Genomic DNA, 23,305 nt, shown 5'->3' with positions numbered 1-23,305 from the left:
GCCGGTCATACAATTTAAATCGCAATATTATTAGTTTGAGTCTCTTGTAAATACAATATGCATATCTAGAGAAACAAAACCTGTTAAATCAGGATTAATAACATTCGCTGGGAATGTAGGAAGCTCAACATCACCTTCGATTTTAGTTCCGTCATCTTCAAAATTTTGAAGAATCACAGGAGTAACCTGACCAAAAAGATCAAGACTAAGGTTCAAGCTTTGACTCTGGCTACTGTAAAACCATGTTCCTTGTTTTTCAGAAACGCCTTCGCCTTTACAAGTGTAATTAACTTCTTTGTTGGCAGCTAATTCAACTCTAGCATTAGAGGCAGTTGTACAAGTTACATCGCTTAACAAAGCCGCGCCAATTTGTGCTGTGATGTTAGAATTTGCAGCTACGATCTCATTATCCTGATAGATAATCGCTTCATTTGTAGTTGCATTTGATAACACATAAAGACCCACCAACGGATCAGTTGTTTCATCGTCATCATCACATGACACATTAATAAATAGCGCTAGAAATAAAAGCGGCAATGCAAGTAAAATTCGGTTCTTTTTCATGATTGTCGTTATTGTTTTAATTATATTGACTACGATAATACAAATAGATAATGATAATTAAAAGTAAATATTGTAATAACACAGCACTTTTTCTGACCTTCCTGTCATTGTTTTTTTATTCTTATACACTCTCTGGTCAGTCAATAAAAATATCCGGAAAAGTATCAGATCCTTCAGGAGAACCTCTCCAGGGAGTAAATATTTACTTTCAAGGGACATTTAAAGGAACAAGCTCAATTTCAAATGGTTCTTTTGAGCTTGAAGCTGATCTTCCTACGCCTCAAGTAATAATCTTTAGCATGATTGGTTATCAAACTGTTTCTGACACCATTGATATGCCCGGAACATATTCAAAAAACATCATATTAGCTGAAGACAATAAATTCGGTAATGAGATAGTAATATCTGCCTCAAGAGTCGAGGAAAGTATTCTTTTATCTCCGGTAACTATTGAAAAACTTGAAATAAGAGATCTCAGGCTGATGCCACAGGCCAATTTCTATGATGGACTGTATAAGCTAAAAGGTGTCGATATGAATGTTCAGAGTATAACTCTGCGAAATATTAATACACGCGGTTTTAATGGAAATACTAATTTCAGATTTAATCAGGTAATTGATGGAGTGAACAATCAGGCTCCTGGTTTAAGCTTTAGTGCAGGCAACCTATTAGGGCTCTCACCAATAGACGTTGAAAGTGTCGAATTAATAACAGGTGCATCTTCAGTAGTATATGGCCCGGGAGGTCTTAATGGAACATTAGTAATGACAAGTAAGGATCCTTTTGAATATATGGGTCTTTCAGGAAGTGTACAAACCGGAGTAATGAGGTTAGGACAAGAGGATGGTATTAACCCTTCTCCGTATTATGATGTCAATATTAGATATAGTAAAGTATTGAGTGAAAAATTAGCTTTTAAATTCGCTGGAAATTATCTCAAAGCAAAGGATTGGATAGCTAATGATTACCGTGACAAAAATAATTTGAATGATCCGACTAAAAACAGATACAACACTACCAATTATGATGGTGTGAACGTTTATGGTGACGAAACAGCTATTGACATTGGCATACTGGCACCTGACATTGCTGACAGAGCCGCACAAGAACAAGGAACAACTCCAGGAACTCCTGAATATGACCAGATATACAATACAATTCTAAATGCATTTACTGAAGATGGTCCTTTAAAAGTTACGAGAAGTGGGTGGGCTGAACAAGACCTTGTTAATTATGATGCATATAATGCTAAGGCAAGCCTTTCTGCGCACTACAAATTCAACAAAAATACTCGTGCAATTCTCCAAGGAGGTATTGCTGAAGGTCAAGCTGTATATTCTGCTCAAAACAGGTTTTCTATTAACGACTTCAGGTTATATAATATCAAAGCAGAGATTAAAAACAGAGATTATGAAGTAAGATACTGGTGGGTAAAAGAAGATGCAGGTTATACGTATGATGCAGGAGCAACTGCCGCATTTATAAATGAAGCATGGAAGCCTAGTGAAATATGGTACCAGGATTATATACAAGCATATTTAATTGGTAAACTAGGCTTTGGTTATGATAGAAGTCAGGCTAATCAGTATGCCCTTTCAATAGCTGACAACAGAGATATTAACGGAACTATTCTTAGATCAGAGGAGCCGGCAAAACCTTTGGCGGGAACACCAGAATTCAATACATATAAAAATCAAATCACAGACATACCAATAGGTCAGGGTGGATCCAGGGTATTAGATTTTAGTTCTTTGAGCCAATTTGAAGGAATTTATAACTTCAGCAGACTTGTGAAAAAATTCGAGTTACTTGTTGGCGTTCAATATAGACTATTTAATATCGATAGTGATGGTACTGTCTTTTACGATACGCCTGGAAATCCTATCAGATCTTATCAGTACGGTGGTTTTATTCAATTTATTGACACTTATTTCAATGACCGACTACGTTTAAACATATCTTCAAGATATGATAAGGACGAAAACTTTAAAGGTCGTTTTACACCTAGGGTTTCAGCAGTATTATCACTAGGAGAGGATAAAAATCATAATATCAGAGCTTCGGCGCAGTCTGCATTCAGATTTCCTGCAATTTCTGACCAATGGGTAGACATAAGGGTAGGACCTATTTTATCTATTGGTGGCCAGGATGAAATTCTTGACAAATACGGGGTTTTTACAAACCCTACATATCCTTTAAATGGATCAGATCCGGTTACTTCACAACCTGACACTACCACTGTCTATGATGGTAAACCTCCATTTAGAGCCGAAACTGTTCTAGCATATGAAATTGGATACAAAGGTCTTTTCCTTCAAAAAAGCCTAATGGTTGATGCTGAAATATTTATAAACGAATATGATGGATTCCAAGGTAATTTACTAGTAGTTCAAAACCCATATACATCTGAAGAACAAAGGTATCAAACTGTTATTAGCCAGGATCAAAAAGTTGTAAACTGGGGATGGGCTGTAGGTGTTGATTGGATGCTTCCTCACAGCTTTATTTTCGGAGGTAATTTATCTTACAGTACCCTGGGAAAAAATCAAGAGTTTCAACAGGGATTCCAAACCAGATTTAACACTCCGGAATACCGATATAATGTTTATCTAAATAAATACCGAGTTTGGAAGAAATTTGGCTTTGGTGTTAACTGGCACTGGCAAGAGGCTTTCCAATGGGAATCATCATTTGGAATCGGTGAAGTACCAGCATACGGCAGTCTTGATCTTCAAATCACCTATCGACTACCGAAGATTCGTTCAGCAATCAAAATTGGTGGATCAAATGTACTTAATGACTATTATGTAACAAGCTTCGGAAGCTCACAAATCGGCGGTCTATATTATGTTAAATTTATTTATGATCAGAATTTATAACTAAACTCTTTCGCAATAGACGATATAATGTCTTGGAGTAAACCTTCTTAGTATAGGTCGAAATCCTATTTGAGAATCTGAACTAACCCATTTTTCGGAATCTATTATCTTCCAACCAGTTTTTTGAAGCAGAAAATCAAATTGCTTAGGTTCAAATTCATGATAATGTTTATCCCAGTCATCTTTTTCGTTCCAATAAGCATCGGCAAACCAGAGCTTAAGCGGAACAGATGCAAATAGTTTTTTTGCCTTTGTGTTCTTAAGAAAATTATAAGGAGCAAAAAGATGTTCAAAAATTTCAAATGCAGTAACAACCTCCACTTCCTTCTCTGCATACTTCATATATTCATCATCAAGATTTTCTCCTTGAGTATTTATTACTTGATATCCGGAAGATTCCATCATTTCTGAAAAAGGATTTTTTATCCCAAGATCAAGGACTTGTACCCCATCTTGAATATGCTTTTTCATAAATTCCAGAGTTTTGTTATATCTCTTCTTATGTCTATCTAAGTTAATCTCTTCCATATCAGTAACATTATCTTGCATTTTTGAGTAGATTTCTCTCAAAAGCAAATTTAAAAATAGTCTAATAAACCCTTTATATCAAAAAAATAGTTATTACAAGTTTCATTCGATCCTATAAATACAAATTAATGAAGGTAATTTAACATTCTATAATTCTTACTTCGCAAGATCAATTATCTTTTCTAATGTATTAATATTCCTGCTTGTTCCGGTTACTTTAAACTTCGATTCAAACAGGTTTGTGCCTAGCTTGCCTGGTGAAATATTATCTGGTATTGAATAGTATATCACATTCTTTTTCACTCCAAAACGCTCAGGTTCATATTTTTCCAATGGTATTTCTCCGATGAATTCATCGGCTACCGGATTATTCAGAAACATAACATAAGATTTCTTCGGTGATCTATTCGTTTTTAGCTCTTCCGGAAAATCATTTAAAGATTGTAAAATCTCGCCTGGAGAAAGTACCAAACAGGAAACAGAATACCCGTAATTACTTTTTATTATCTCTGAAAAATCACTTGAAACCTTATTCTTATCATTTTCCGGTGTTTCAAAAACTATATTCCCGCTTTGTATATAAGTTTTAACCGAGTGAAAGCCCGATGACTCCAACAGGACTTTGAAATCCTTCATCTTTATCAAGTTTTTCCCACTAACATTTACCCCTCTCAGTAAGCAGATATTTTTATTCATAGCCTTGAAAATTATTGTATTCAAATCTAATAATTATAAGCAAAATAGCTTTGTTTTAACCTAAGAATACTCTAATTTAATAAAGGAAAAGCCATAAAAACCCCTCTTCCAATTCATTCTCTTAAATGCATTATTAATGAAATATCTATTTTATATAGCGATAATATTTCTGACTTCCTGTACTAAGAAACCTCCTCCACAACAAATGATTTTGGAAATCCCTGTGATAGAAGTTTCTTCTGATTCAGTTAATCTTGAACAGGAATTTGTTGGTCAGGTATATGGTAAAAAAGATATCCCTATTCGATCGCGAGTATCAGGATTCCTTGATGGCATACATTTCAAGGAAGGTTTTCCAGTTAAAAAAGGACAATTACTTTATACAATAGACGCTCAACCATTCAAAGAATCACTTATTGGAGCTCAAAGTGAACTTGCTGCTGCTCGTACAATGCTCGTAAAAGCAGAAAATGACCTTGAACGTATTCAACCACTTGCTGATATGGATGCAGTAAGTAAGAAAGAACTAGATGCTGCTATTGCTTCTAAAGATGCTGCACAATCAAATCTTAATGCAGTAAAAGCAAAGGTAAACATGGAAGAAATAAACCTTGGCTACACAAAAATAACATCACCAATTGACGGTATCATTGGAAAAACAAATGCTAAAGAGGGAGAATTTATTGGTAATTCACCTGGGTCCACAAACTTGAATACTGTATCAAAAATTGATACAATTCACGTTGAATTTTTCCTTACCGAAAGTGACTACCTTAAGATTATTTATGAACTAGAAAAAAATAACCAGAAAAGGTCAAAAGCAAAAGTTCCATTACAATTGGTTTTGGCTGATGGTTCCATCTTCCCTTATAAAGGGGAAGTTAATTTCATTAACAGAGAGGTTGATGCATCGACCGGAGCAATATTAATTCAGGCTGCATTCCCCAATCCAAATCGAGTTATAAGACCCGGTCAATTTGCAAAAATCAGAGCTACAGTTACGTCACAAAGTAATGCTTTATTAATACCTCAGCGTACAGTTTCAGAACTTCAAGGTCGTTTTTCTGTATGGAAATTGAACCCCGACAACACTGTTACACAGCAGCAAATCGAAATCCTTGCACCATACAGAGATTATTTTGTTGTTAAGTCAGGCTTAAAAAAAGGTGACAAGATTGTTTTGGATGGTATTCAAAAGGTATCTGATGGAATGACTATAAGCCCCAAGATAATGACATTTGAGTCTAAGGTAAAATCAAATTAACTATTTATGGACAACCTCGATAACAATATCTTTTTTGTCAGAAGACCTATTGTTGCAATTGTTATTGCAATCTTCATGGTTATAATCGGGGGTGTTTCACTTTTAGGTTTACCCATTGAACAGTACCCAAACATCACTCCGCCTGTTGTACGAGTAAGTACAGCATTCACAGGGGCAAACTCAATTAGCGTAGAACAATCAGTAGCAGCACCACTTGAACAGCAAGTCAATGGCGTTGAAAACATGCTATACATGAAGTCAACCAATGCCAATGATGGGACTATGAGCCTCGAAATAACTTTTGACCTTGGTACTGACCCCGATATGAACACAGTTTTTACTCAGACCCGAACTTCTGCGGCAACACCAAAACTTCCTGAAGAAGTAAAGCGCCTTGGTGTAAAAACTGAAAAATCCATGCCCAACATATTAATGCTGATCACACTTTTCTCTCCTGATGGTAGATATGACCAGGATTTTCTTGGAAACTATGGCATTATCAATGTCCAGGATCAACTAGCCAGAATAAAAGGTATTGGTCGGGTTCAGGTAATGGGTGCGAGTGATTATTCGATGCGAATCTGGGTCAAACCAGACATTCTGGCAAAACTTGGAATTACAATACCCGAAATCACCAATGCTATCAGACAACAAAATGTTATTGTTCCAGGCGGTAAATTTGGTGCCGAACCTGCTCCAAAAGGAACAGAATTCACCTATACGGTTAGATTACCCGACCGGCTAATAACAGAAAGAGAATTTGAGGAAGTTGTTGTAAGATCTCATGCGGACGGTAGCCAGGTGAAAATCAAAGATATTGCAAGAGTAGAACTGGGAACTGAATCATATAATGCTTTTACCAGATTAAATGGAAAGGAATGTTCAATAATCTCCCTCTACCAAGCACCTGGTTCTAATGCTGTAGAATTAGTCGAAAATGTAAACCAGACAATGGAAGCACTTTCTAAAAACTTCCCTGAAGGTATTGAATATGCGGTTTCGCTTGATGCTACCGAACCAATTGTTGCCGGAATAAATGAAATAATCGAAACATTGATAATTGCACTTGCACTTGTGATTTTGGTAGTGTTCATATTTATTCAAGACTGGCGAGCTACTTTAATTCCTACATTGGCCATACCCGTATCTCTGGTAGCTGCATTCATGCTTTTTCCTTTACTAGGTTTTACAATAAACACCCTTTCCCTCCTAGGATTGGTTTTAGCAATTGGGATAGTTGTAGACGATGCAATAGTCGTTGTTGAAGCTGTTCAGGTAAATATGGACAATGGCATGGCTCCAAAAGAAGCCACAAGTGCAGCCATGAGAGAAGTAACCGCTCCGGTTATTGCAACAACTCTGGTTATGGTTGCCGTATTTATTCCTGTAGCAGCAATGGCCGGAATTACGGGCAGCTTATATCAACAGTTTGCTATCACAATCGCTGTATCTGTAGTATTTTCTTCTATCAATGCGCTATCACTAAGCCCAGCTCTATGTTCTTTACTGTTAAAGCCAAAAACTGAAAGCAAAGGACTACTAAGCAAATTCTTCGACAAGTTCAACAAATGGTTTGATAAAGGAACAGATTCATATACAGGTGTCACAAAAGTTATTACAGGGAAATTCAGAAGAGGAATCATCTATGTTCTTATTACAGGTCTTGCGGCATGGTTAGTTGGGGCAAGGGTTCCTTCAGGGTTTCTTCCTGAAGAAGACCAGGGGTATTTCTTCGTAAATATACAATTGCCTAATGCAGCTTCACTCCAGCGCTCAGATGATGTGGCAAAAAAAGTCGAGGGCATTCTAATGCAAAATGAAAATGTGGAATATGTTACTACTGCAACAGGTTTCAGTATGCTTGCGGGATCTTTCATCCCAAATACAGGCTTTCTATTTGTCAAACTAAAAAATTGGGATGACAGGGAAATTGTTGCAAATACCATGGTCAGAAAACTTAATATGGTTTTTGCAACCACTATTCCTGAAGCTCAGGTATTTGCATTTGGTCCTCCGGCAATACCCGGACTAGGTAATGGATCAGGATTTAGCATTATGATACAAGATAAGGAAGGTAAAGACCCTGTTTACCTGGCAAAAAATACGTATGCATTTATTCAGGCTGCCCAGCAAAGGCCAGAGATAGGATCAGCATTTACTACATTTCAGGCAGGAGTTCCTCAAAGGTCAATGGAGCTGAACACTCCAAAAATCTTAAAAGCAGGTGTTAATCTTAATGATATTTATAGTACAGTAGGTGCATTTCTGGGAGGTGCTTATGTAAATGACTTTAATCGATTTGGAAGACTATATAAAGCTTATGTTCAAGCAGAACCTGAATATCGTCAGAATGAAAAAGGACTGGATTTGTTTTATGTAAAAAATCATCGTGGTGAAAATGTCCCTATTTCTACATTTATTAATATAAAACAATCATCGGGACCGGATTACACCAATCGTTTCAACTTATATAGGGCAGTAGAAGTAACCGGAGCGCCAGCACCCGGATTTAGCTCTTTGGATGCCTTAAACGCACTTGAAGAAGTAGCGAACGAAGTTTTACCTGAAAACATGACCTATTCATTTAATGCTATGAGCTATCAGGAAAAAAAATCTTCAGGGCAGCTGGGTATAATATTCGCATTTTCGCTGTTTTTCGTATTTCTTATTCTTGCTGCTCAATATGAAAGCTGGTCCATGCCTTTTGCAATCTTACTGGGAACACCTTTTGCGGTATTTGGTGCGATGCTCTTTTTGTTCATTGCCAGGCTATTTAGTGAATCTTTTCTACTCAACATATTCGCCCAGATTTCACTAGTCATGCTAATTGCAATGGCGGCCAAGAACGCTATCTTGATTGTCGAATTTGCTAAAATCAAGTTTGATGAAGGGTTAACCCTATTTGATTCTGCTGTAGAAGCTGCAAAACTACGTTTCAGACCTATTTTAATGACTGCATTCTCATTTATACTAGGAATCTTCCCATTACTTATGGCTAGTGGATCAGGCTCTGAAGCGAGAAAGGTAATGGGAATGGCACTACTCGGTGGAATGACTATTGCAACTTTGCTGGGAGTCTTCCTCTATCCTCTTCTTTTTGTGTTGGTAGGAAAAATGGCTGGTTATGAAAAGAACCGGGAAAAGAACTCTAAAGCTGAAAACTCAATCAATCAATGAGAAAAGTTTTAGTTTTCATAGCGATCCTTTTCCTTATCCTAACTTCTTGTAAAGTTGGACAAAACTACAAGGGTATTGATGTAAAGGTTCCTGAAGATTTCAGAGCTAAATCGCCTACTCTAAGCTCAAATGAATTTGAAGTAAACACTGATTCATTAATTGCAGACTCACTTCTTGACTTGAACTGGTTTTCAATGTTTAAAGACCCAGTACTCGACACCCTGGTATTGGAAGCGATAAACAACAATCAAAACCTGAAAATAGCAGCAGAAAATATTACTCAAGCACAATTTAACCTGGTAATACAAAGATCAAATTTATTGCCTTACTTCGGATATGAAGCCAATATATCTAGAGGCAATTTTATTAATGGTAATGTCGGTACAACACAAAATTTTGCCTACGGTACGGGCTTTATGAATTGGGAACTTGATTTCTGGGGAAAATACAGAAGATTAACTGAAGCAGCCAAAGCACAAATACTTGCAACTGAATACGGATACCGGTCAGTTCAGCTAAGTTTAATGACTACTGTTGCAGACTCGTATTTCCAATTGCTTGAGCTAAAAAAGAGACTGGAAATATCCAATCAAACATTGGTTCTTAGAGATAGCATGCTTTACATTATTCAGGCCAGGTTTGATAAAGGAATAATTCCAGCTATTGATCTTAACCAGGCACAGATTCAACGTGCAATTGCAGCAAGCTCTATCCCTCTTTTAGAACGAGAAATAATCAAAACTGAAAACTTCCTGAGTACATTAACGGGTAGCAACCCCAGAAAAATAAGCACTGATTCAGACCTGTACTCCATGGATACGACAATGAATTTTCCGGAGGTACTTCCTATTGACCTGCTTACCAGAAGGCCTGATGTAATGGTAGCAGAACTTGAGGTCGTCATCCAGAATGCACTCGTTGGCTATGCTCAAGGAAATCGCTTACCAACATTAAGCTTAAACGGAGCTATAGGTTACGCAATGGCAGACCCACTCAGTTTCAGTAATGGTACAATGGTTTGGAGTATCGGAGGCTCAATTCTAGGCCCATTATTTAACTGGAACAGGCTAAAAAGAATTGCAGACTCAGAAAAAAGTAAAAGGGAACAATCAGTCTACAATTATGAACTGACCATGCTTAATGCATTCAGAGATGTTGAAGATGCTTACATTGAAATAATTACTCTTAAGAGAGAACTAGTAGCAAGACAAGATCATGTTACAGCCGCTAAAAGTGCGCAAATGCTATCACAAAACCGATATGATCAAGGGCAAACAAGTTATCTGGAATACCTCGAGTCTCAACGTCAGTATTTTGAATCTCAACAAAACCTGGCCGGAACTTTAAGGCAACTTCTTTCGGCCTATTCCAGATTATACAGAGCATTGGGCGGTGGTTGGAAAACATTCGAATAATTATTATATTATAATAAACATTACTTATAATTACCACTAAAAAAAACATTCCATTATGCCCCAAGCTACACATTTCATAATAACCAATAGACAAATCACCAATATTGAGGGTAAAGAATTTGTTCCTGTAGGTAATGGTGAGTATATAAATTGTACCGGAAGAGAAACAGCAGGAGATGATTTAAGATTTGGAGAGGTATCATTTGATGACACCAAAAAAAACAATAAGCTTAAAGAATTTAAGATCAACATTTATCCTGATCTGCCATACGATGAGCAAAGAGAAAACACTCTTGAGGAAAGTTTAAAATCTGCCAAAAAGTTGTCCTCTTATAAGCTTTTCGAAAGCCTGAGAGTTAAACAACGGTCTGAAAAAGACGAAAAAAATCAAATTCTATTCTTTATTCATGGCTATAAAAATGACCTCGAAGCTGCACTCGGAACGATGTCTGAACTTCATAATAAATATGTAAAACCGGAAAACAGCCCGATAAAACATATTGTAATGTTTACCTGGCCATCCCGCCGAAACCTCCTGACATACAGAGATGATGCCCGGGATGCTCAACTATCCGGTTATGCATTGGCAAGATCATACATGAAACTTAGAGATTATTTCAAAATAATCATTAGAGACGAACGCAAAGAGTTGTGCAAAGCAAAAATCAACCTCCTCGCTCATAGCATGGGCAACAAAGTACTTGAATCAATGATCGACCATCTGGAAAGAGAGAACAAAGCCTTTACTAACCTGTTTGAAGAGGGAATTCTCGCTGGAGCAGATATTGATTATGATTCATTTACAAAGCCCAAACCAATGTATAAGCTGATAGATTTATGTTCCAGAATACATATTTATTATCATCGTGAAGATAAAGCACTAATGGTTTCAGAAACGACCAAAAATGCATTTAACAGATTAGGGATCTGGGGAATTAAAGACACTATAGAAATTCCTGATGATGTTTATCAATCAAATGTTACCTACATCGAAGATGAAAAAAAATGGTTCCTTGATATTTTCAATGGTACTGATGAAAAATTAATTCATCACTGGTATTATGTAAAAAGTGATACTGTAGTCGCTGATATAATAGAAGTTTTAAATGGCAACATATCTGCGTTTGCCGATGAATTTTAATTATTATGTTCTCAGACCTACATAATCACAATCACTCAAGAACCTATCTCTGGCTTTGGTTTTGGCAAGAAAAACATAAACGCAAAGGTCATTACAACCCATGGACTGTTGTTGCTTCAAATATGAAAGCCAGAAATAAGGCCCGGATGGCTTCAGCATATGGGCAGGCAGATCCAGTCAAATTATGGAATGGAAATGTTAGACTAACCTTTAATAGTTTATATCCAATAGAGAAAGGTTTTTTCAAATCTACATTCTTTCATAAGAAACATACAGACATCAAATCTGCTTTAATTTCATTTGCTTCTCACCATCACTTGCCTTTAAGAGATATTCTTCAGGCATTTGTAATGAGGCTACCCTTCCCGGTAATTAATTATATTCAGTCGAACGACTATAAATATTGGAAGAGTCTTAATGAAGAATATAAGTTTGTAATTTCAAAGGACAACATAAAGACCAGAAATCACATCCATTTTCCCGGAATCATTCGATCTGTTTTTGAAAGCAGAAGAAAAAGAAGAAATAAATATTCGGAGCTGCTCGATGCGGAAGCCACATATGCTATCCCAAAAAATAAAAATGAGCTGAATCAGTTTATTACTGAAGATAAAATCACAATGGTCCTTACTATTGAAGGAATGCATTCTTTAGGGACTGATGAGGGTGATCTCGAACAGTGGAAGAAAAATGTTGATCATGTCAAGAAAGAATGGATTCACCCTATATTCTTCATAACATTCGCACACCATTTTGACAATAAGCTTTGTGGACATGCGCATAGCTTTCCTAAGATTTCTGAAAAACTTATAGACCAATCCAAAAATCTAAATGAGAAGTTTAACGAAGATGGAAAGGTACTGTTAAGAAAGTTATTATCAATCGATGAGAGCTGTAATCCAGCCCCTTCAGAAGGATACAGAATTTTGATTGATGTAAAGCATATGGCTGCCAAAAGCAGGGAGTATTACTACGAAATTGTAAAGGAATGTTTAAATAAAAACGACCAGATTCCGGTAATAGCCAGTCACTGTGGATATAGTGGCCGAAAGACTTTAAAAGAACTGATTGAAAATCAAAAGAAAGAAACTGACGATTATTTTGTAGATGATAAATATTACGCATGGAATATCAATGTATGTGATGAGGATATCGAAATGATTTTTGAAACTGAGGGTTTGTTTGGGTTATCATTTGATCAGCGAATTGTCGGTGTACCTAAAAAACAAAAAGAGACTGGAGGAAGGAACACAATCACGAGTCTCTGGCTCAATATTAAGGCAGTAGTTGACGTTATATTTAACTCGAGCAAAACTTTTACAAAAGACAAATCATTGATTTGGGACAGAATCAGCCTGGGGTCTGATTATGAAGGATTTATTGACCCTGTAAATGAATACCCAACTGCCATTGAATACAAAAATTTTAAGGCTGATTTGATCGATGCAATTGATAATGAACGAATAAGTAACGGCGGGTCAATCTACGGACTTAATTCCAGAGAAATGGCAATAAAGGTAGTTGACAATATATGTTATCATAATGCAGCGAATTTTGTAAAAAAATGGTACCCTACTAAATAAAAGTCAACCCACCAAAAACATTCATATAGTACTTAATACGCATTTTTAAGATCATAAAAACATAAAAGTCAACTCCATTTTTATGTTTCCTGGTTAGACATCTGATATTTCAATCTTGATATTAGAGGTCTAACCAAAATTATAACATGAAACTCAAAAATAAAGTTGCTATTATAACAGGAGGAGCCGCTGGAATAGGCTTTGCTACTGCAAAAAAATTTATTTCTGAAGGGGCTCAAATTGCTATATGGGATATCCAGGAAGAAAAAGGAAATTCAGCAGTAAATGAATTGTCAGAATCAGGAGCCAAAGTAAAGTTCTACAAAGTAAATATTACTGATTTAAATGCCGTTGAAAATGCCGCCCAGCAGGTTTTTGAAGATTTTGGGAAAATAGACATCCTAATTAATAATGCTGGAATTACTCAAGATGCTACCCTATCCAAAATCACAGAAGAACAGTGGAATAATGTCATTAACGTAAACCTAAATGGGGTATTCTACTGCACAAAGGCTGTTAGTAAATATATGATCGAACAAAGATCTGGAAGAATTATAAATGCTTCATCAATTGTAGGTCTTTATGGTAATTTCGGACAAACAAATTATGTTGCTACTAAATCAGGTGTTATTGGAATGACCAAAACATGGGCAAGAGAGCTTGGTAGAAAAGGTATAACTGTCAATGCCGTGGCCCCGGGCTTTATTGCTACTGAAATGATCGATACAATCCCACAAAAAGTCATTGATATGATCAATGAAAAAACTCCTCTGGGACGATTTGGGAAACCTGAAGAAATTGCCAGCACTTATGCTTTTCTTTCTTCAGATGAAGCTTCTTTTATTAGCGGAACTACAATAAGTGTAGATGGCGCATTAACCCTGTAAACCCAACAACCATGAGAAACGCATTTATTGTCGGCACGGGGTCTTATGTACCTGAGCTGACTATAACTAATCAATATTTTAATGAAAAGCTGGGTGAAGATGTAGATACCTGGCTGGTTGAAAACCTGACTATCAGAGAAAGACATTGGTGTAAAGAAAATGAATCTACAGCTGACCTATGTGAAAACGCGGCTCTAGCGGCTCTAGCGGCTGCTGGTATATCAGCACCAGAACTAGACATGATTATTGTGTCTACTGATACTCCTGAGTATATTTCCCCTTCAACTGCATCAGTTGTGCAGCATCGTATAGGGGCAACCAGAGCTGGGACTTTTGACTTAAATACTGCTTGCGCAGGTTTTGTTACTGCTCTTGACACCGCTTCGAAATACATTAAAGCTGATAAACAATATAACAACATCCTCGTCATTGGAGCCTATGCAATGAGTAAGCACCTTAATAAAGAGGACAAAAAAACAGTAACCCTTTTTGCAGATGGCGCCGGAGCAGTTGTTCTTCAGTCAACTACAGAAAACAAAGGGTTTTTAAGTGCTCATCAATTTACCTGTGGCGAGTATCATGACTGGATGGGAATCTATTCTGGAGGAGCCAGACAACCAGTAACATCAGATGTAATTACTCAAAAAACACACCAGCTTCAGTTTGTAAAAAAATTCCCTAAAGAATTAAATCCTACAAACTGGACGGAAATGGCTCAACGGTTAATGGATGAAAACAATCTGTCACCAGAGGATGTGAAGATGTTTTTCATGACCCAGATAAACATTAGCAGTATCCATCAAATGCTTGACAATTTGAATCTTCCACATGATAGAGCATATTACATTATGGATAAGTATGGCTACACTGGGTCTGCGGCGATTCCTATGGCTTTGGATGAAGCTGTAAGAAATGGTAATGTAAAAAAAGGTGACATTGTATTTTTTATCGGATCTGGTGGTGGTTTAGCTTTTGCTGCTGCAGCATTTAAATTATAGGCCTATGGAATTATCTGTATTAACTATAATCTTACTTCTATGCTACGGGCTATTTGTCGGCTTTCTAATCTTCAAAGGATCTGGTAAAACAAAAAGTATCAACGATTATGCATTGGGAAACTTTCAGTTTTCACCTGCATTTGTTGGTTTATCACTTGCTGCTTCAACAACGAGTGCGGCAACGTTTATCATTAATCCCGGATTAATTGGCAAATATGGAATCAGCGGGTTCATTTCATACGGGCTTGTGCTTCCAATAGCCGCTATTATTTCATTAATCATCTTATCCAAAAAATTCAGAAAATTCGGATCTAAAGTTTCAGCAATAAGCCTGGCTCAATGGATTGGAAAAAGGTACAACAGCAAAGGATACAACCTGTTTTTTGCATTTCTGTCACTACTCTTAATAACTTTTATTGTACTAATATGTGTGGGGATAACTCAAGTACTCGCTGCAGCACTAAATACTGATCCAGTCTGGGTTCTTTTAGGGGTTATAATTGTAGTTTTCAGCTATATGATGATTGGTGGTGCTAATGCAATGGTATACACAAATACCCTTCAGGCATTTTCTATGCTTATAGTAGCTGTGATACTGATTGGTTCAGGATATGAATTCTTTAATGACGGGTTCAGCGGATTTATCATGAGGCTGGAAGCTATAAACCCAATTCTGGCCAAACCTTTAAACCCTGAAAGCTATCTATTCAGAGATTACTTCGAAATAATTTTTTGTCAGATCATTGTGGGTGTAGCCGTAATTTGTCAACCACACATTCTCACAAAATCTCTGTTATTAAAAAGTGACAAGGATGTAAATAAATACCTGACTGCAGGCACTATTGTTCAAGCCATTTTCTTCCTGGTAATTATCGTTGGACTTTATGCCCGTATCACATTTCCTGACCTTGAATATAATGGTGAAGCGATTGCTCCGGACTCACTGGTTTCTACCTATGTTATCAGTCAATTTCCTACTTATATTGTTTTATTATTAATCTTCGGATTAATCTCTGCAGGAATGTCAACCCTCGAAGGACTAATTCAGGCTCTTTCTACAACAATCACAGCTGATTTAATCGGAGGAATAAAGACGACAATCGGAAATGGCAAGCAATTTTCTGACAAACAAAACCTGGTTATAAACAAAGGGGTAATAATTGCATTAGCTATAATATCTTTCATTTTTAGCTATCAGCAACTTATTAATCCAAATTTAAGTGTTGCAATTTTTGCTCAAAATGGAGTTTACGCTTATTTTTCTGCTGCGTTCGTTCCTGTGATTTTCGGTATGTTCTTAAAGAATGTTCCAAAGATTGCACCGATAATAGCATCTGTAACAGCAATATTGGTACATTTTGCAATTTATTATCTTGAACTGACACCGTATATGGATGCTCCGGTCAAAAACCCGGCTATTCCTTCTGCAATAGCAATTGTTTCGTCAGTGATAACAGGAAGTTTATTTTTTATCATCTATCGAAAAAAAACTTATGATAACAGATTGGTTTCAAAAATGGAGCAGATATCAGCCTGATAAAGTAGCTGTAAAAGAAGCCTTCTCTGGTACCTCATACAGCTACAATGATATCAATAATGCGGCAAATGCTCTTGCTCGATATTTTGTTGAAGAACTAAGGATCCAAAAAGGAGATAGAATTTTAATTCTTTCAAGTTTTTATTCCGAATACATACCTCTTTTTAGTGTAGCGCAAAAAACCGGGATCATATTGGTTCCTGTAAACTATCGCCTTTCAGCAAAAGAGATTTCATTTTTGATAAAAGATAGCGACCCTGCACTAATTATTTTTGAAGAGCAGTTTTCTTCTCTTCTTGATCAAATCCCGGAAGGTTATACCAATCACCTTTATAAATGGCATGAATTAAAATCACTAGTATCTTCCAGTTTAAATGATGCCTGGGAATTCAAAAATATCCCTATTGAATTAGAACATCCTTGTTTCATTTTATACACCTCAGGAACGACAGGATTTCCAAAAGGAGCAATATATACGCATGGAATGATGCTTTGGAATAGCCTCAACACTTCAATCAGACTAAAAATCACATCAGATGACATTACTTTAATGGTCATGCCTCCTTTCCACACAGGTGGGTGGAACGTTTTAACTACACCAATCCTGCACTATGGAGGAACAATCGTTCTGATGTCCAAATTTGATTCTAATAAAGTTTTAGAATTAATGGAGGAAGAAAAGATATCAATATTCATGGCGGTACCGACAATGGTGAAAATGATGATGGAAGAAAACTCCTTTCAAGCCACAAATTTTTCCAATTTAAGATATATGATTGTCGGAGGTGAAGCCCTTCCTGTCAAATCCATTGAAAAATGGGCATCCAGAGGAGTTCCTATCCGACAGGGATATGGCCTAACCGAAGCCGGCCCAAATATTACTTCACTTGAAGCTGAAGATGCTCTTAGAAAAAGAGGAAGCATCGGATTCCCCAACTTTTATGTAAACACAAGGCTAGTTAAAGAAGATGGAACTGATGCAAGGCCAGTTGAAAGTGGAGAGCTCTGGATTAGCGGCCCGATAGTCACACCAGGGTATTGGAAAAACAAGGAGGCTACCAGAAAGGCTTTTTCTGAGAACTGGTTTAAAACCGGAGATATCTTGAAAAAAGATGAGGAAGGATATTTATATGTAGTCGACAGAATTAAAAACATGTTTATTTCCGGAGGTGAAAATGTCTATCCTGCAGAAGTCGAAAAAAGAATTCTTGAACACCCAAAGGTCAATGAAGTAGCGGTAATAGGTGTTTCAGATACAAAATGGGGCGAAGTTGGCAAGGCATATATCGTGGTAAAGGACAATGAAATATTAACTGAAGAGGAAATTAAGGCCTTTTGTTTTGAAGGACTGGCAAAATTCAAAGTTCCCAGATATTTTAACTTCCTAAACTGTCTCCCAAAAAATGACACAGGAAAAATTGACAGAAAACAATTAGCCTATCAGGAATAATCAGGTTTTTCGTTTCAGAAAAATATCGAGATTGTATTATCTTGGAAGTTGATCGAAATGAAAAAACAGAAATTAAAAAAATTTATTGAATACGTATCCAGGCTGCTACCTCATGAAATCCAGTATCTATTGGACGTTCAGCAGTTTGATGACCTTGAAAACCTGACCATTCTCAGGCAAATCAATGAGTACGTTAACAAAAATGCTGACAACAATATATTCAGCACTCATATCGACAAACGAAAGTATTCCAGAATAATGCGATGGATGCAAGAAAGGTTAAATTCGGCAGATGTGGATGCCGAATTCAACCTTTTAATTGATCTGGAAAACAATCTGATGAAAGACAACCTTTCACCCGATCAGGAAAAACAGCTCCTCAAGATTATTAATAATACAGAGCAGGATGAATACTATTTCATGAAACGGTACGAACTCGGGCTACATTTCTTGAACTTCCTCCTGGTTAGAATGAGGCATAAAGAATATCATATTATTGAAGATTTTATTAATAAATATAAATCTCAATATGATCATTGTAGAATGGTTTATATGAGGATTCAGAAAGCTACAAATGACATAATTCAACAATACACATACAATGACATTGAGTCTAAACAGTGGGAAAGCTGGTTACTAACCATTTTCAGGGATCCACTAATGGATGGCATGAACCGTTATTATGCATTGGTAAGATTGATCTTTCTCTATTTCAACTATAACCTTCAAGACAAAATGGAGGCATTATTTGAAGAGATCGATCCAGTACTTGCATCAGGGAAATTTTACAGTCGAAGAATATTAATCAATTATTATGGCAATCGACTGCTATACCATACCAAAGCAAATAGGTTAGATCTTGCTGAAAAATATGGCTGGCTGTCCATCAGTGAAAAAAACAGTGATCATTTACATTATGTAAATAATCTGACTGCTGTTCTATTAAAAATGGAGAAGCTTAACGAAGCATTAACTCTTATGCAGAATGTTTTTCCTGATGTAAAGAAAACATCAAACTTCCATCACAAGACTAGTTTTACAGCACAATACATTACTGCCTTGTTAAAAAATGGTCAGTATAAAGAAGCAGCACAACATGCTGAAATATTTTTGATGGCACATAAAAATGAAATATTAAGACATAGATGGCATTTGTTCTTTAGTGTATTTTTCAGATCACTTTTTCTAAAAGGTGACTATAAAAAAATCCTTCAGTACTCTCAAAAACTCAACTTGATTGAAAAGGAAAGAAAGTATCTTAAAAAAACTAATTCTTCGGCAGTAATACAATGGTATTCTACTGCATCAAAATATAAAACCGAAATTATTGAAATTGATGAGTTAAATAATTTTATTGGTAGCTTTTTAAGTAGAAGTCTTTATCCTGAAAAACAACAATCCCTTTATGATGAACTAAAAATAGAATTAAGAAAAAAAATACCAGAAGCCAAACTACAATAGTCAACACCACAATTTAGATATATTAATTAGCTTAATTTTTACATTTAGCACTTTTTAATTAAGCAAAGCACAAAAGTCAACCCCGACAGAATTTTTATAGGTATTTAGTATCGACAACACACTATTAGATTAGTAAAACGATACACAGCAAAATAATACCCAAGAAGTTGACAAAGCTAAAGAATATATCTACAGTATTAATTTTAATTTTTTGCATTATGAATACTAATGCCCAAAATGCCTTTATGGAATTGGAATACCCCTATGAGATGAAAAGACAAAGTGTTGGTAGCGGCATTGAAATAGCATATGCTGACTTAGGCAAAGGTCATCCAGTATTATTTATTCATGGAATGGGCAGTTATGCAAAAGCCTGGCAAAAAAACATCAAAGAATTACAAAACCATTTCCGCTGCATTGTCATTGACCTTCCAGGATATGGAAAATCCTCTAAGGGACAGTTTAATGCTGACATGACGTTTCATAAAGAGCACCTTTTCGCTCTTATGGACTCATTAAACATTAATGAGTTTAGCATCGCCGGACACTCCATGGGAGCCCAGATTGCAATGCATATGGCTCTAGAAAATAAAGAAAGAGTTAAATCATTAATCCTCACAGCACCTGCTGGTATTGAAACATTTTCTGAGGTTGAAAAAAACATGTTCAGAGCAATTACTCCAGAGCAAACAGCTGCAGTAAGCGATGAGCAATACAAAGTAAACCTTTCTCTAAATTTTTATGAAATGCCTGAAGAGGCAGAATTCATGTATGAAGATCGGATGACTATTAAAAATTCACCTGATTTCATGAATTACTGCCATACAGTTACTCAGGGAATAAAAGGAATGGTAAATGAACCTGTTTTTGACAAACTGAGTGAATTGAGTCAGCCTGTTCTTTTAATCTATGGAAAACAAGACAAACTAATCCCGAACAAATACCTGCACCCAGATCAAACTATTGAGTCATTGGCATCTAATGCCCAGAAACAAATCAAAGATGTTAACATTCAATTAATTGATCAGGCCGGACACTTTGTGCATTTCGAACAACCAGAATTAACTAACAACCTTATAATAAATTTTATAAACTGAAAAACTAAAATAACATCCAGAAAACTCAACCCGATTAAACCATGAAAAACAAATTACTCATATTATGCCTGTTTATTGCAACAGGCCTTCAGCCTCTTCTGGCCCAGTATACGGTCAGCGGAAAGGTTGTCGATAAAGAAGATGGCCAGGGAATGGTCGGCGTAAATGTTATCATCCAAAACACAACAACTGGTGTAGTAACAGAACCGGATGGAACATTTGCCATAAAAGTCTCAGACGACAACGACGTCTCGTTAATGTTCACATTTATTGGTTATGAAACTTTTACAAAAAATGTAAATGGAGGTAGTGACACAAATATCGGAACCATTAGCATGACTCAATCTATTCAGCAAATGAATGAAGTTGTTGTTTCTGTAACACGTAAACCTGAAAAGATCACTGAAGCACCTGCTTCAATTTCAGTAATTGACTCAGATGATCTTGATTTAATGCCTACATACAATGTTGGTGAATTTCTTAACAAAGTTCAAGGAATTGAAGTAGTTCGATCAGGTGTACTTGGCGTTGGAATCAATGCCAGAGGATTCAACTCTGCATTTAACGTTAGAATGCTACAGTTAAATGATGGCCGAAACGGCATGCTACCTGGAGGAACTGGACTTCCTGCAGGTGTTTACAATACAATAATAAAAGAAGATATCGAGCGAATGGAAGTTATTGTTGGTCCGGCATCAGCACTTTACGGACCTAATGCTCATGCTGGTGTTGTAAATACAATTACTAAAGATCCTCGATCATCTGAAGGAACTACATTAGTTCTAGGAGGCGGTAATCAAAGCCAGTTTTCAGTAAGAGGAAGGCACGCACAGGTAATTGGAGAAAGTCCACTTTCGTTTAAAGTAAACTTTGAATACACAAAAGGAAAAGATTTCGAGTTTATCGACACAGTTTATACTCCAACTGCCGGTGCTCAACCTGAACTGGATCCGGACTTTGACTTTGAAATCCTTAGATATAATGCTGCCCTTTATTACGAGCTAAATAATTCAACTGATATCATATTAGACTATGGATATGGCGAAGGCTCAAATATTGGAGTAACCAACCTTGGAAGAAACCAAATCGATGGTTGGAACTTTAAATACCTAAATGCAAGACTTGTATCAGACCACTGGTATGCAACTGTATATAACACTTGGAATGATGCAGGTTACACCTACCAAATAAATGGAAGAACTAATAACTACCATGCATTATTAGCAGGTGGCGAAACTGAAGCCGAAGCAAAAAGAAAATCACTGTTACCTGTTGAAGAAGGAGGGTTAGGATTCCCGGGCTTCGTTGACAAAAGCCAGAGATTCAATGCTGAAGTACAGTACAACAATACTTTTGGTGATGATTTTTACTTCGTAGTAGGAGCAAACTACCAGAGAGATGTTGCAGATAGTGAAGGCACTTACCTTTATGACACCGATGGTCCAATAAAAATCAGTCAATATGGCGCGGTTGTTCAATTAGAAAAACCTATAGGAGATATTTTCAAGTTTGTCGGAGCGGCCAGAGTTGACAAGCATGAATATTATGACCTTCAATTTAGCCCTAGACTAGCCATGACTGCAAAAGCAGGAAGAGGAAACTTCAGATTGACCTACAGTCGTGCATACGCTGCTCCATCAATTCAGTACATGCAATTTTTATTCCCTTTTGCAGGTGGTGCAATCATCGGGAGCGGCGAAGGTTTAACTACAGTTGAATTTACCCAAAGCCTAATTGACGGATCAGTTGTTTATGGCGAAGAAAGAACAATCGATCCATTAAAACCTGAAAAAGTAAATACTTTTGAATTTGGATATAAAGGACTACTTGGTGATAAACTTGCAGTTGATTTCACTTCTTGGTACTCAAAAAGTAGAGACTTCCTAAGCCCGGCAGTAAGGTTATTCTCAGTAAACGTTGCTGATTTAAATATTACAGGTGAGCAAATCATTAAAAAAGGTGATACTGAAATTCCTGCAGAATACGGAAATCTGCATATCACTTACTTGAACTATGGTGAAGTTTCATCTTATGGATCTGATATCGGATTAACATATTTCATCAATAATAACTTCAGCGTAGCAGCTAAATACATGTACTTTAACTCTGACATTACTGATGAAGAAAAGTTTGAAGATGACCCTGCATTGGAAAGCCTGACTCCTGAAACAAGAGCATCTTTAAGAACATTAAATGCTCCAAACCACAGAGCTAGCTTTAATTTCTCAGCAGTTAACTTACTTAACAACAAACTTTCTGCGTCTCTAAACATTCGTATAGTTCCAGAATACGACTTCATCTCTGGTCAGCAAAAAGCTACCGCTGATGGTGCTGGCACAAGAGAGCCTGGTTTCCTATATAACTATGGCCCACTTGGCGGATTTACTACTGTTGATGTATCAGCAGGTTATAAAATCAGCAACACATTTCAGTTTGGAGCATCAGTTACTAATTTATTTAACACCGAACAAAGAGAATTTGTTGGTTCGCCAATGATAGGCAGGCTATTCAACGCTGAACTTAAAATCAATCTTGACTGGAAAAAAGACTGATTCGGTATAATAAATAAGAGGATTCAATTTGGTTTTACCCTGGCGGTTTCGTCAGGGTATTTTTTTATTTTATTCT

The 23,305-nt window shown here is 36.6% G+C and carries 16 protein-coding genes; 13 read left to right on the top strand and 3 right to left on the bottom strand.

What is annotated here, in order from left to right:
• Positions 1-30 precede the first annotated feature (30 nt).
• A complete protein-coding gene (locus tag HH304_RS02690; protein WP_169677921.1) occupies positions 31-564 on the bottom strand; it encodes a hypothetical protein in 534 nt (177 codons plus the stop codon).
• Between the two features lie 50 nt (positions 565-614).
• On the opposite strand from HH304_RS02690, the gene HH304_RS02685 reads away from it, so the two are divergent.
• Positions 615-3,443 carry a TonB-dependent receptor gene (locus tag HH304_RS02685; protein WP_169677920.1) on the top strand — a complete coding sequence of 943 codons (2,829 nt, stop codon included), beginning with the start codon at positions 615-617 and terminating at the stop codon, positions 3,441-3,443.
• Here the strand turns inward: HH304_RS02685 and HH304_RS02680 are convergent, their stop codons facing one another.
• Both HH304_RS02680 and HH304_RS02675 read right to left on the bottom strand, forming a co-directional pair.
• A complete protein-coding gene (locus HH304_RS02680; protein WP_271711475.1) occupies positions 3,444-3,992 on the bottom strand; it encodes a methyltransferase in 549 nt (182 codons plus the stop codon).
• A gap of 135 nt (positions 3,993-4,127) precedes the next feature.
• Positions 4,128-4,667, bottom strand: coding sequence for a DUF1697 domain-containing protein (locus HH304_RS02675; RefSeq protein ID WP_169677919.1), 540 nt, complete (start codon positions 4,665-4,667; stop codon positions 4,128-4,130).
• Between the two features lie 136 nt (positions 4,668-4,803).
• Here HH304_RS02675 and HH304_RS02670 point away from each other — a divergent pair, with 136 nt between their 5' ends.
• The 12 genes from HH304_RS02670 to HH304_RS02615 all read left to right on the top strand — a co-directional run bounded on the left by HH304_RS02670 (position 4,804) and on the right by HH304_RS02615 (position 23,229).
• Complete coding sequence (locus HH304_RS02670; RefSeq protein ID WP_169677918.1) at positions 4,804-5,931, top strand: efflux RND transporter periplasmic adaptor subunit; 1,128 nt, start codon at positions 4,804-4,806, stop codon at positions 5,929-5,931.
• A gap of 6 nt (positions 5,932-5,937) precedes the next feature.
• The gene (locus HH304_RS02665) at positions 5,938-9,108 is read left to right on the top strand and encodes an efflux RND transporter permease subunit (protein ID WP_169677917.1); all 3,171 of its coding nucleotides are present in this window, start codon (positions 5,938-5,940) and stop codon (positions 9,106-9,108) included.
• A complete protein-coding gene (locus HH304_RS02660) occupies positions 9,105-10,523 on the top strand; it encodes an efflux transporter outer membrane subunit (RefSeq protein ID WP_169677916.1) in 1,419 nt (472 codons plus the stop codon). Before HH304_RS02665 ends, HH304_RS02660 begins: the two co-directional genes overlap by 4 nt.
• A 55-nt stretch (positions 10,524-10,578) precedes the next feature.
• Positions 10,579-11,664, top strand: a complete 1,086-nt coding sequence (locus HH304_RS02655) for an alpha/beta hydrolase (protein ID WP_169677915.1) — start codon at positions 10,579-10,581, stop codon at positions 11,662-11,664.
• A gap of 5 nt (positions 11,665-11,669) precedes the next feature.
• Positions 11,670-13,247 carry an amidohydrolase family protein gene (locus HH304_RS02650; protein WP_169677914.1) on the top strand — a complete coding sequence of 526 codons (1,578 nt, stop codon included), beginning with the start codon at positions 11,670-11,672 and terminating at the stop codon, positions 13,245-13,247.
• A 146-nt stretch (positions 13,248-13,393) separates the two neighbouring features.
• Positions 13,394-14,134 carry a 3-oxoacyl-[acyl-carrier-protein] reductase gene (gene fabG, locus HH304_RS02645; RefSeq protein ID WP_169677913.1) on the top strand — a complete coding sequence of 247 codons (741 nt, stop codon included), beginning with the start codon at positions 13,394-13,396 and terminating at the stop codon, positions 14,132-14,134.
• Positions 14,135-14,145: 11 nt separating this feature from the next.
• Positions 14,146-15,132, top strand: coding sequence for a 3-oxoacyl-ACP synthase III family protein (locus tag HH304_RS02640; protein ID WP_169677912.1), 987 nt, complete (start codon positions 14,146-14,148; stop codon positions 15,130-15,132).
• Positions 15,133-15,136: 4 nt separating this feature from the next.
• Positions 15,137-16,669, top strand: coding sequence for a sodium:solute symporter family transporter (locus tag HH304_RS02635; RefSeq protein ID WP_169677911.1), 1,533 nt, complete (start codon positions 15,137-15,139; stop codon positions 16,667-16,669).
• Complete coding sequence (locus HH304_RS02630) at positions 16,626-18,119, top strand: acyl-CoA synthetase (protein ID WP_169677910.1); 1,494 nt, start codon at positions 16,626-16,628, stop codon at positions 18,117-18,119. The genes HH304_RS02635 and HH304_RS02630 overlap by 44 nt, the downstream gene beginning before the upstream one ends.
• Before the next feature lie 57 nt (positions 18,120-18,176).
• On the top strand, positions 18,177-19,580 hold the full coding sequence (locus HH304_RS02625; RefSeq protein ID WP_169677909.1) for a hypothetical protein: 1,404 nt from the start codon (positions 18,177-18,179) through the stop codon (positions 19,578-19,580).
• Positions 19,581-19,798: 218 nt separating this feature from the next.
• Positions 19,799-20,677, top strand: coding sequence for an alpha/beta fold hydrolase (locus HH304_RS02620; RefSeq protein ID WP_169677908.1), 879 nt, complete (start codon positions 19,799-19,801; stop codon positions 20,675-20,677).
• A 41-nt stretch (positions 20,678-20,718) separates the two neighbouring features.
• On the top strand, positions 20,719-23,229 hold the full coding sequence (locus HH304_RS02615; protein ID WP_169677907.1) for a TonB-dependent receptor: 2,511 nt from the start codon (positions 20,719-20,721) through the stop codon (positions 23,227-23,229).
• Positions 23,230-23,305 lie beyond the last annotated feature (76 nt).

The organism is Marinigracilibium pacificum (genome assembly GCF_012926615.1).
GTDB classification, from domain to species: domain Bacteria; phylum Bacteroidota; class Bacteroidia; order Cytophagales; family Cyclobacteriaceae; genus Mangrovivirga; species Mangrovivirga pacifica.
The sequence above is the reverse complement of the archived record's forward strand: the minus strand, read 5'-3'. Positions and strand labels throughout refer to the sequence as shown.

Coding starts and splice junctions, on each gene's coding strand:
- HH304_RS02690 (WP_169677921.1), bottom strand. CDS start 564: ATGAAAAAGAACCGAATTTTACTTGCATTGCCGCTTTTATTTCTAGCG.
- HH304_RS02685 (WP_169677920.1), top strand. CDS start 615: ATGATAATTAAAAGTAAATATTGTAATAACACAGCACTTTTTCTGACC.
- HH304_RS02680 (WP_271711475.1), bottom strand. CDS start 3,992: ATGCAAGATAATGTTACTGATATGGAAGAGATTAACTTAGATAGACAT.
- HH304_RS02675 (WP_169677919.1), bottom strand. CDS start 4,667: ATGAATAAAAATATCTGCTTACTGAGAGGGGTAAATGTTAGTGGGAAA.
- HH304_RS02670 (WP_169677918.1), top strand. CDS start 4,804: ATGAAATATCTATTTTATATAGCGATAATATTTCTGACTTCCTGTACT.
- HH304_RS02665 (WP_169677917.1), top strand. CDS start 5,938: ATGGACAACCTCGATAACAATATCTTTTTTGTCAGAAGACCTATTGTT.
- HH304_RS02660 (WP_169677916.1), top strand. CDS start 9,105: ATGAGAAAAGTTTTAGTTTTCATAGCGATCCTTTTCCTTATCCTAACT.
- HH304_RS02655 (WP_169677915.1), top strand. CDS start 10,579: ATGCCCCAAGCTACACATTTCATAATAACCAATAGACAAATCACCAAT.
- HH304_RS02650 (WP_169677914.1), top strand. CDS start 11,670: ATGTTCTCAGACCTACATAATCACAATCACTCAAGAACCTATCTCTGG.
- fabG (WP_169677913.1), top strand. CDS start 13,394: ATGAAACTCAAAAATAAAGTTGCTATTATAACAGGAGGAGCCGCTGGA.
- HH304_RS02640 (WP_169677912.1), top strand. CDS start 14,146: ATGAGAAACGCATTTATTGTCGGCACGGGGTCTTATGTACCTGAGCTG.
- HH304_RS02635 (WP_169677911.1), top strand. CDS start 15,137: ATGGAATTATCTGTATTAACTATAATCTTACTTCTATGCTACGGGCTA.
- HH304_RS02630 (WP_169677910.1), top strand. CDS start 16,626: ATGATAACAGATTGGTTTCAAAAATGGAGCAGATATCAGCCTGATAAA.
- HH304_RS02625 (WP_169677909.1), top strand. CDS start 18,177: ATGAAAAAACAGAAATTAAAAAAATTTATTGAATACGTATCCAGGCTG.
- HH304_RS02620 (WP_169677908.1), top strand. CDS start 19,799: ATGAATACTAATGCCCAAAATGCCTTTATGGAATTGGAATACCCCTAT.
- HH304_RS02615 (WP_169677907.1), top strand. CDS start 20,719: ATGAAAAACAAATTACTCATATTATGCCTGTTTATTGCAACAGGCCTT.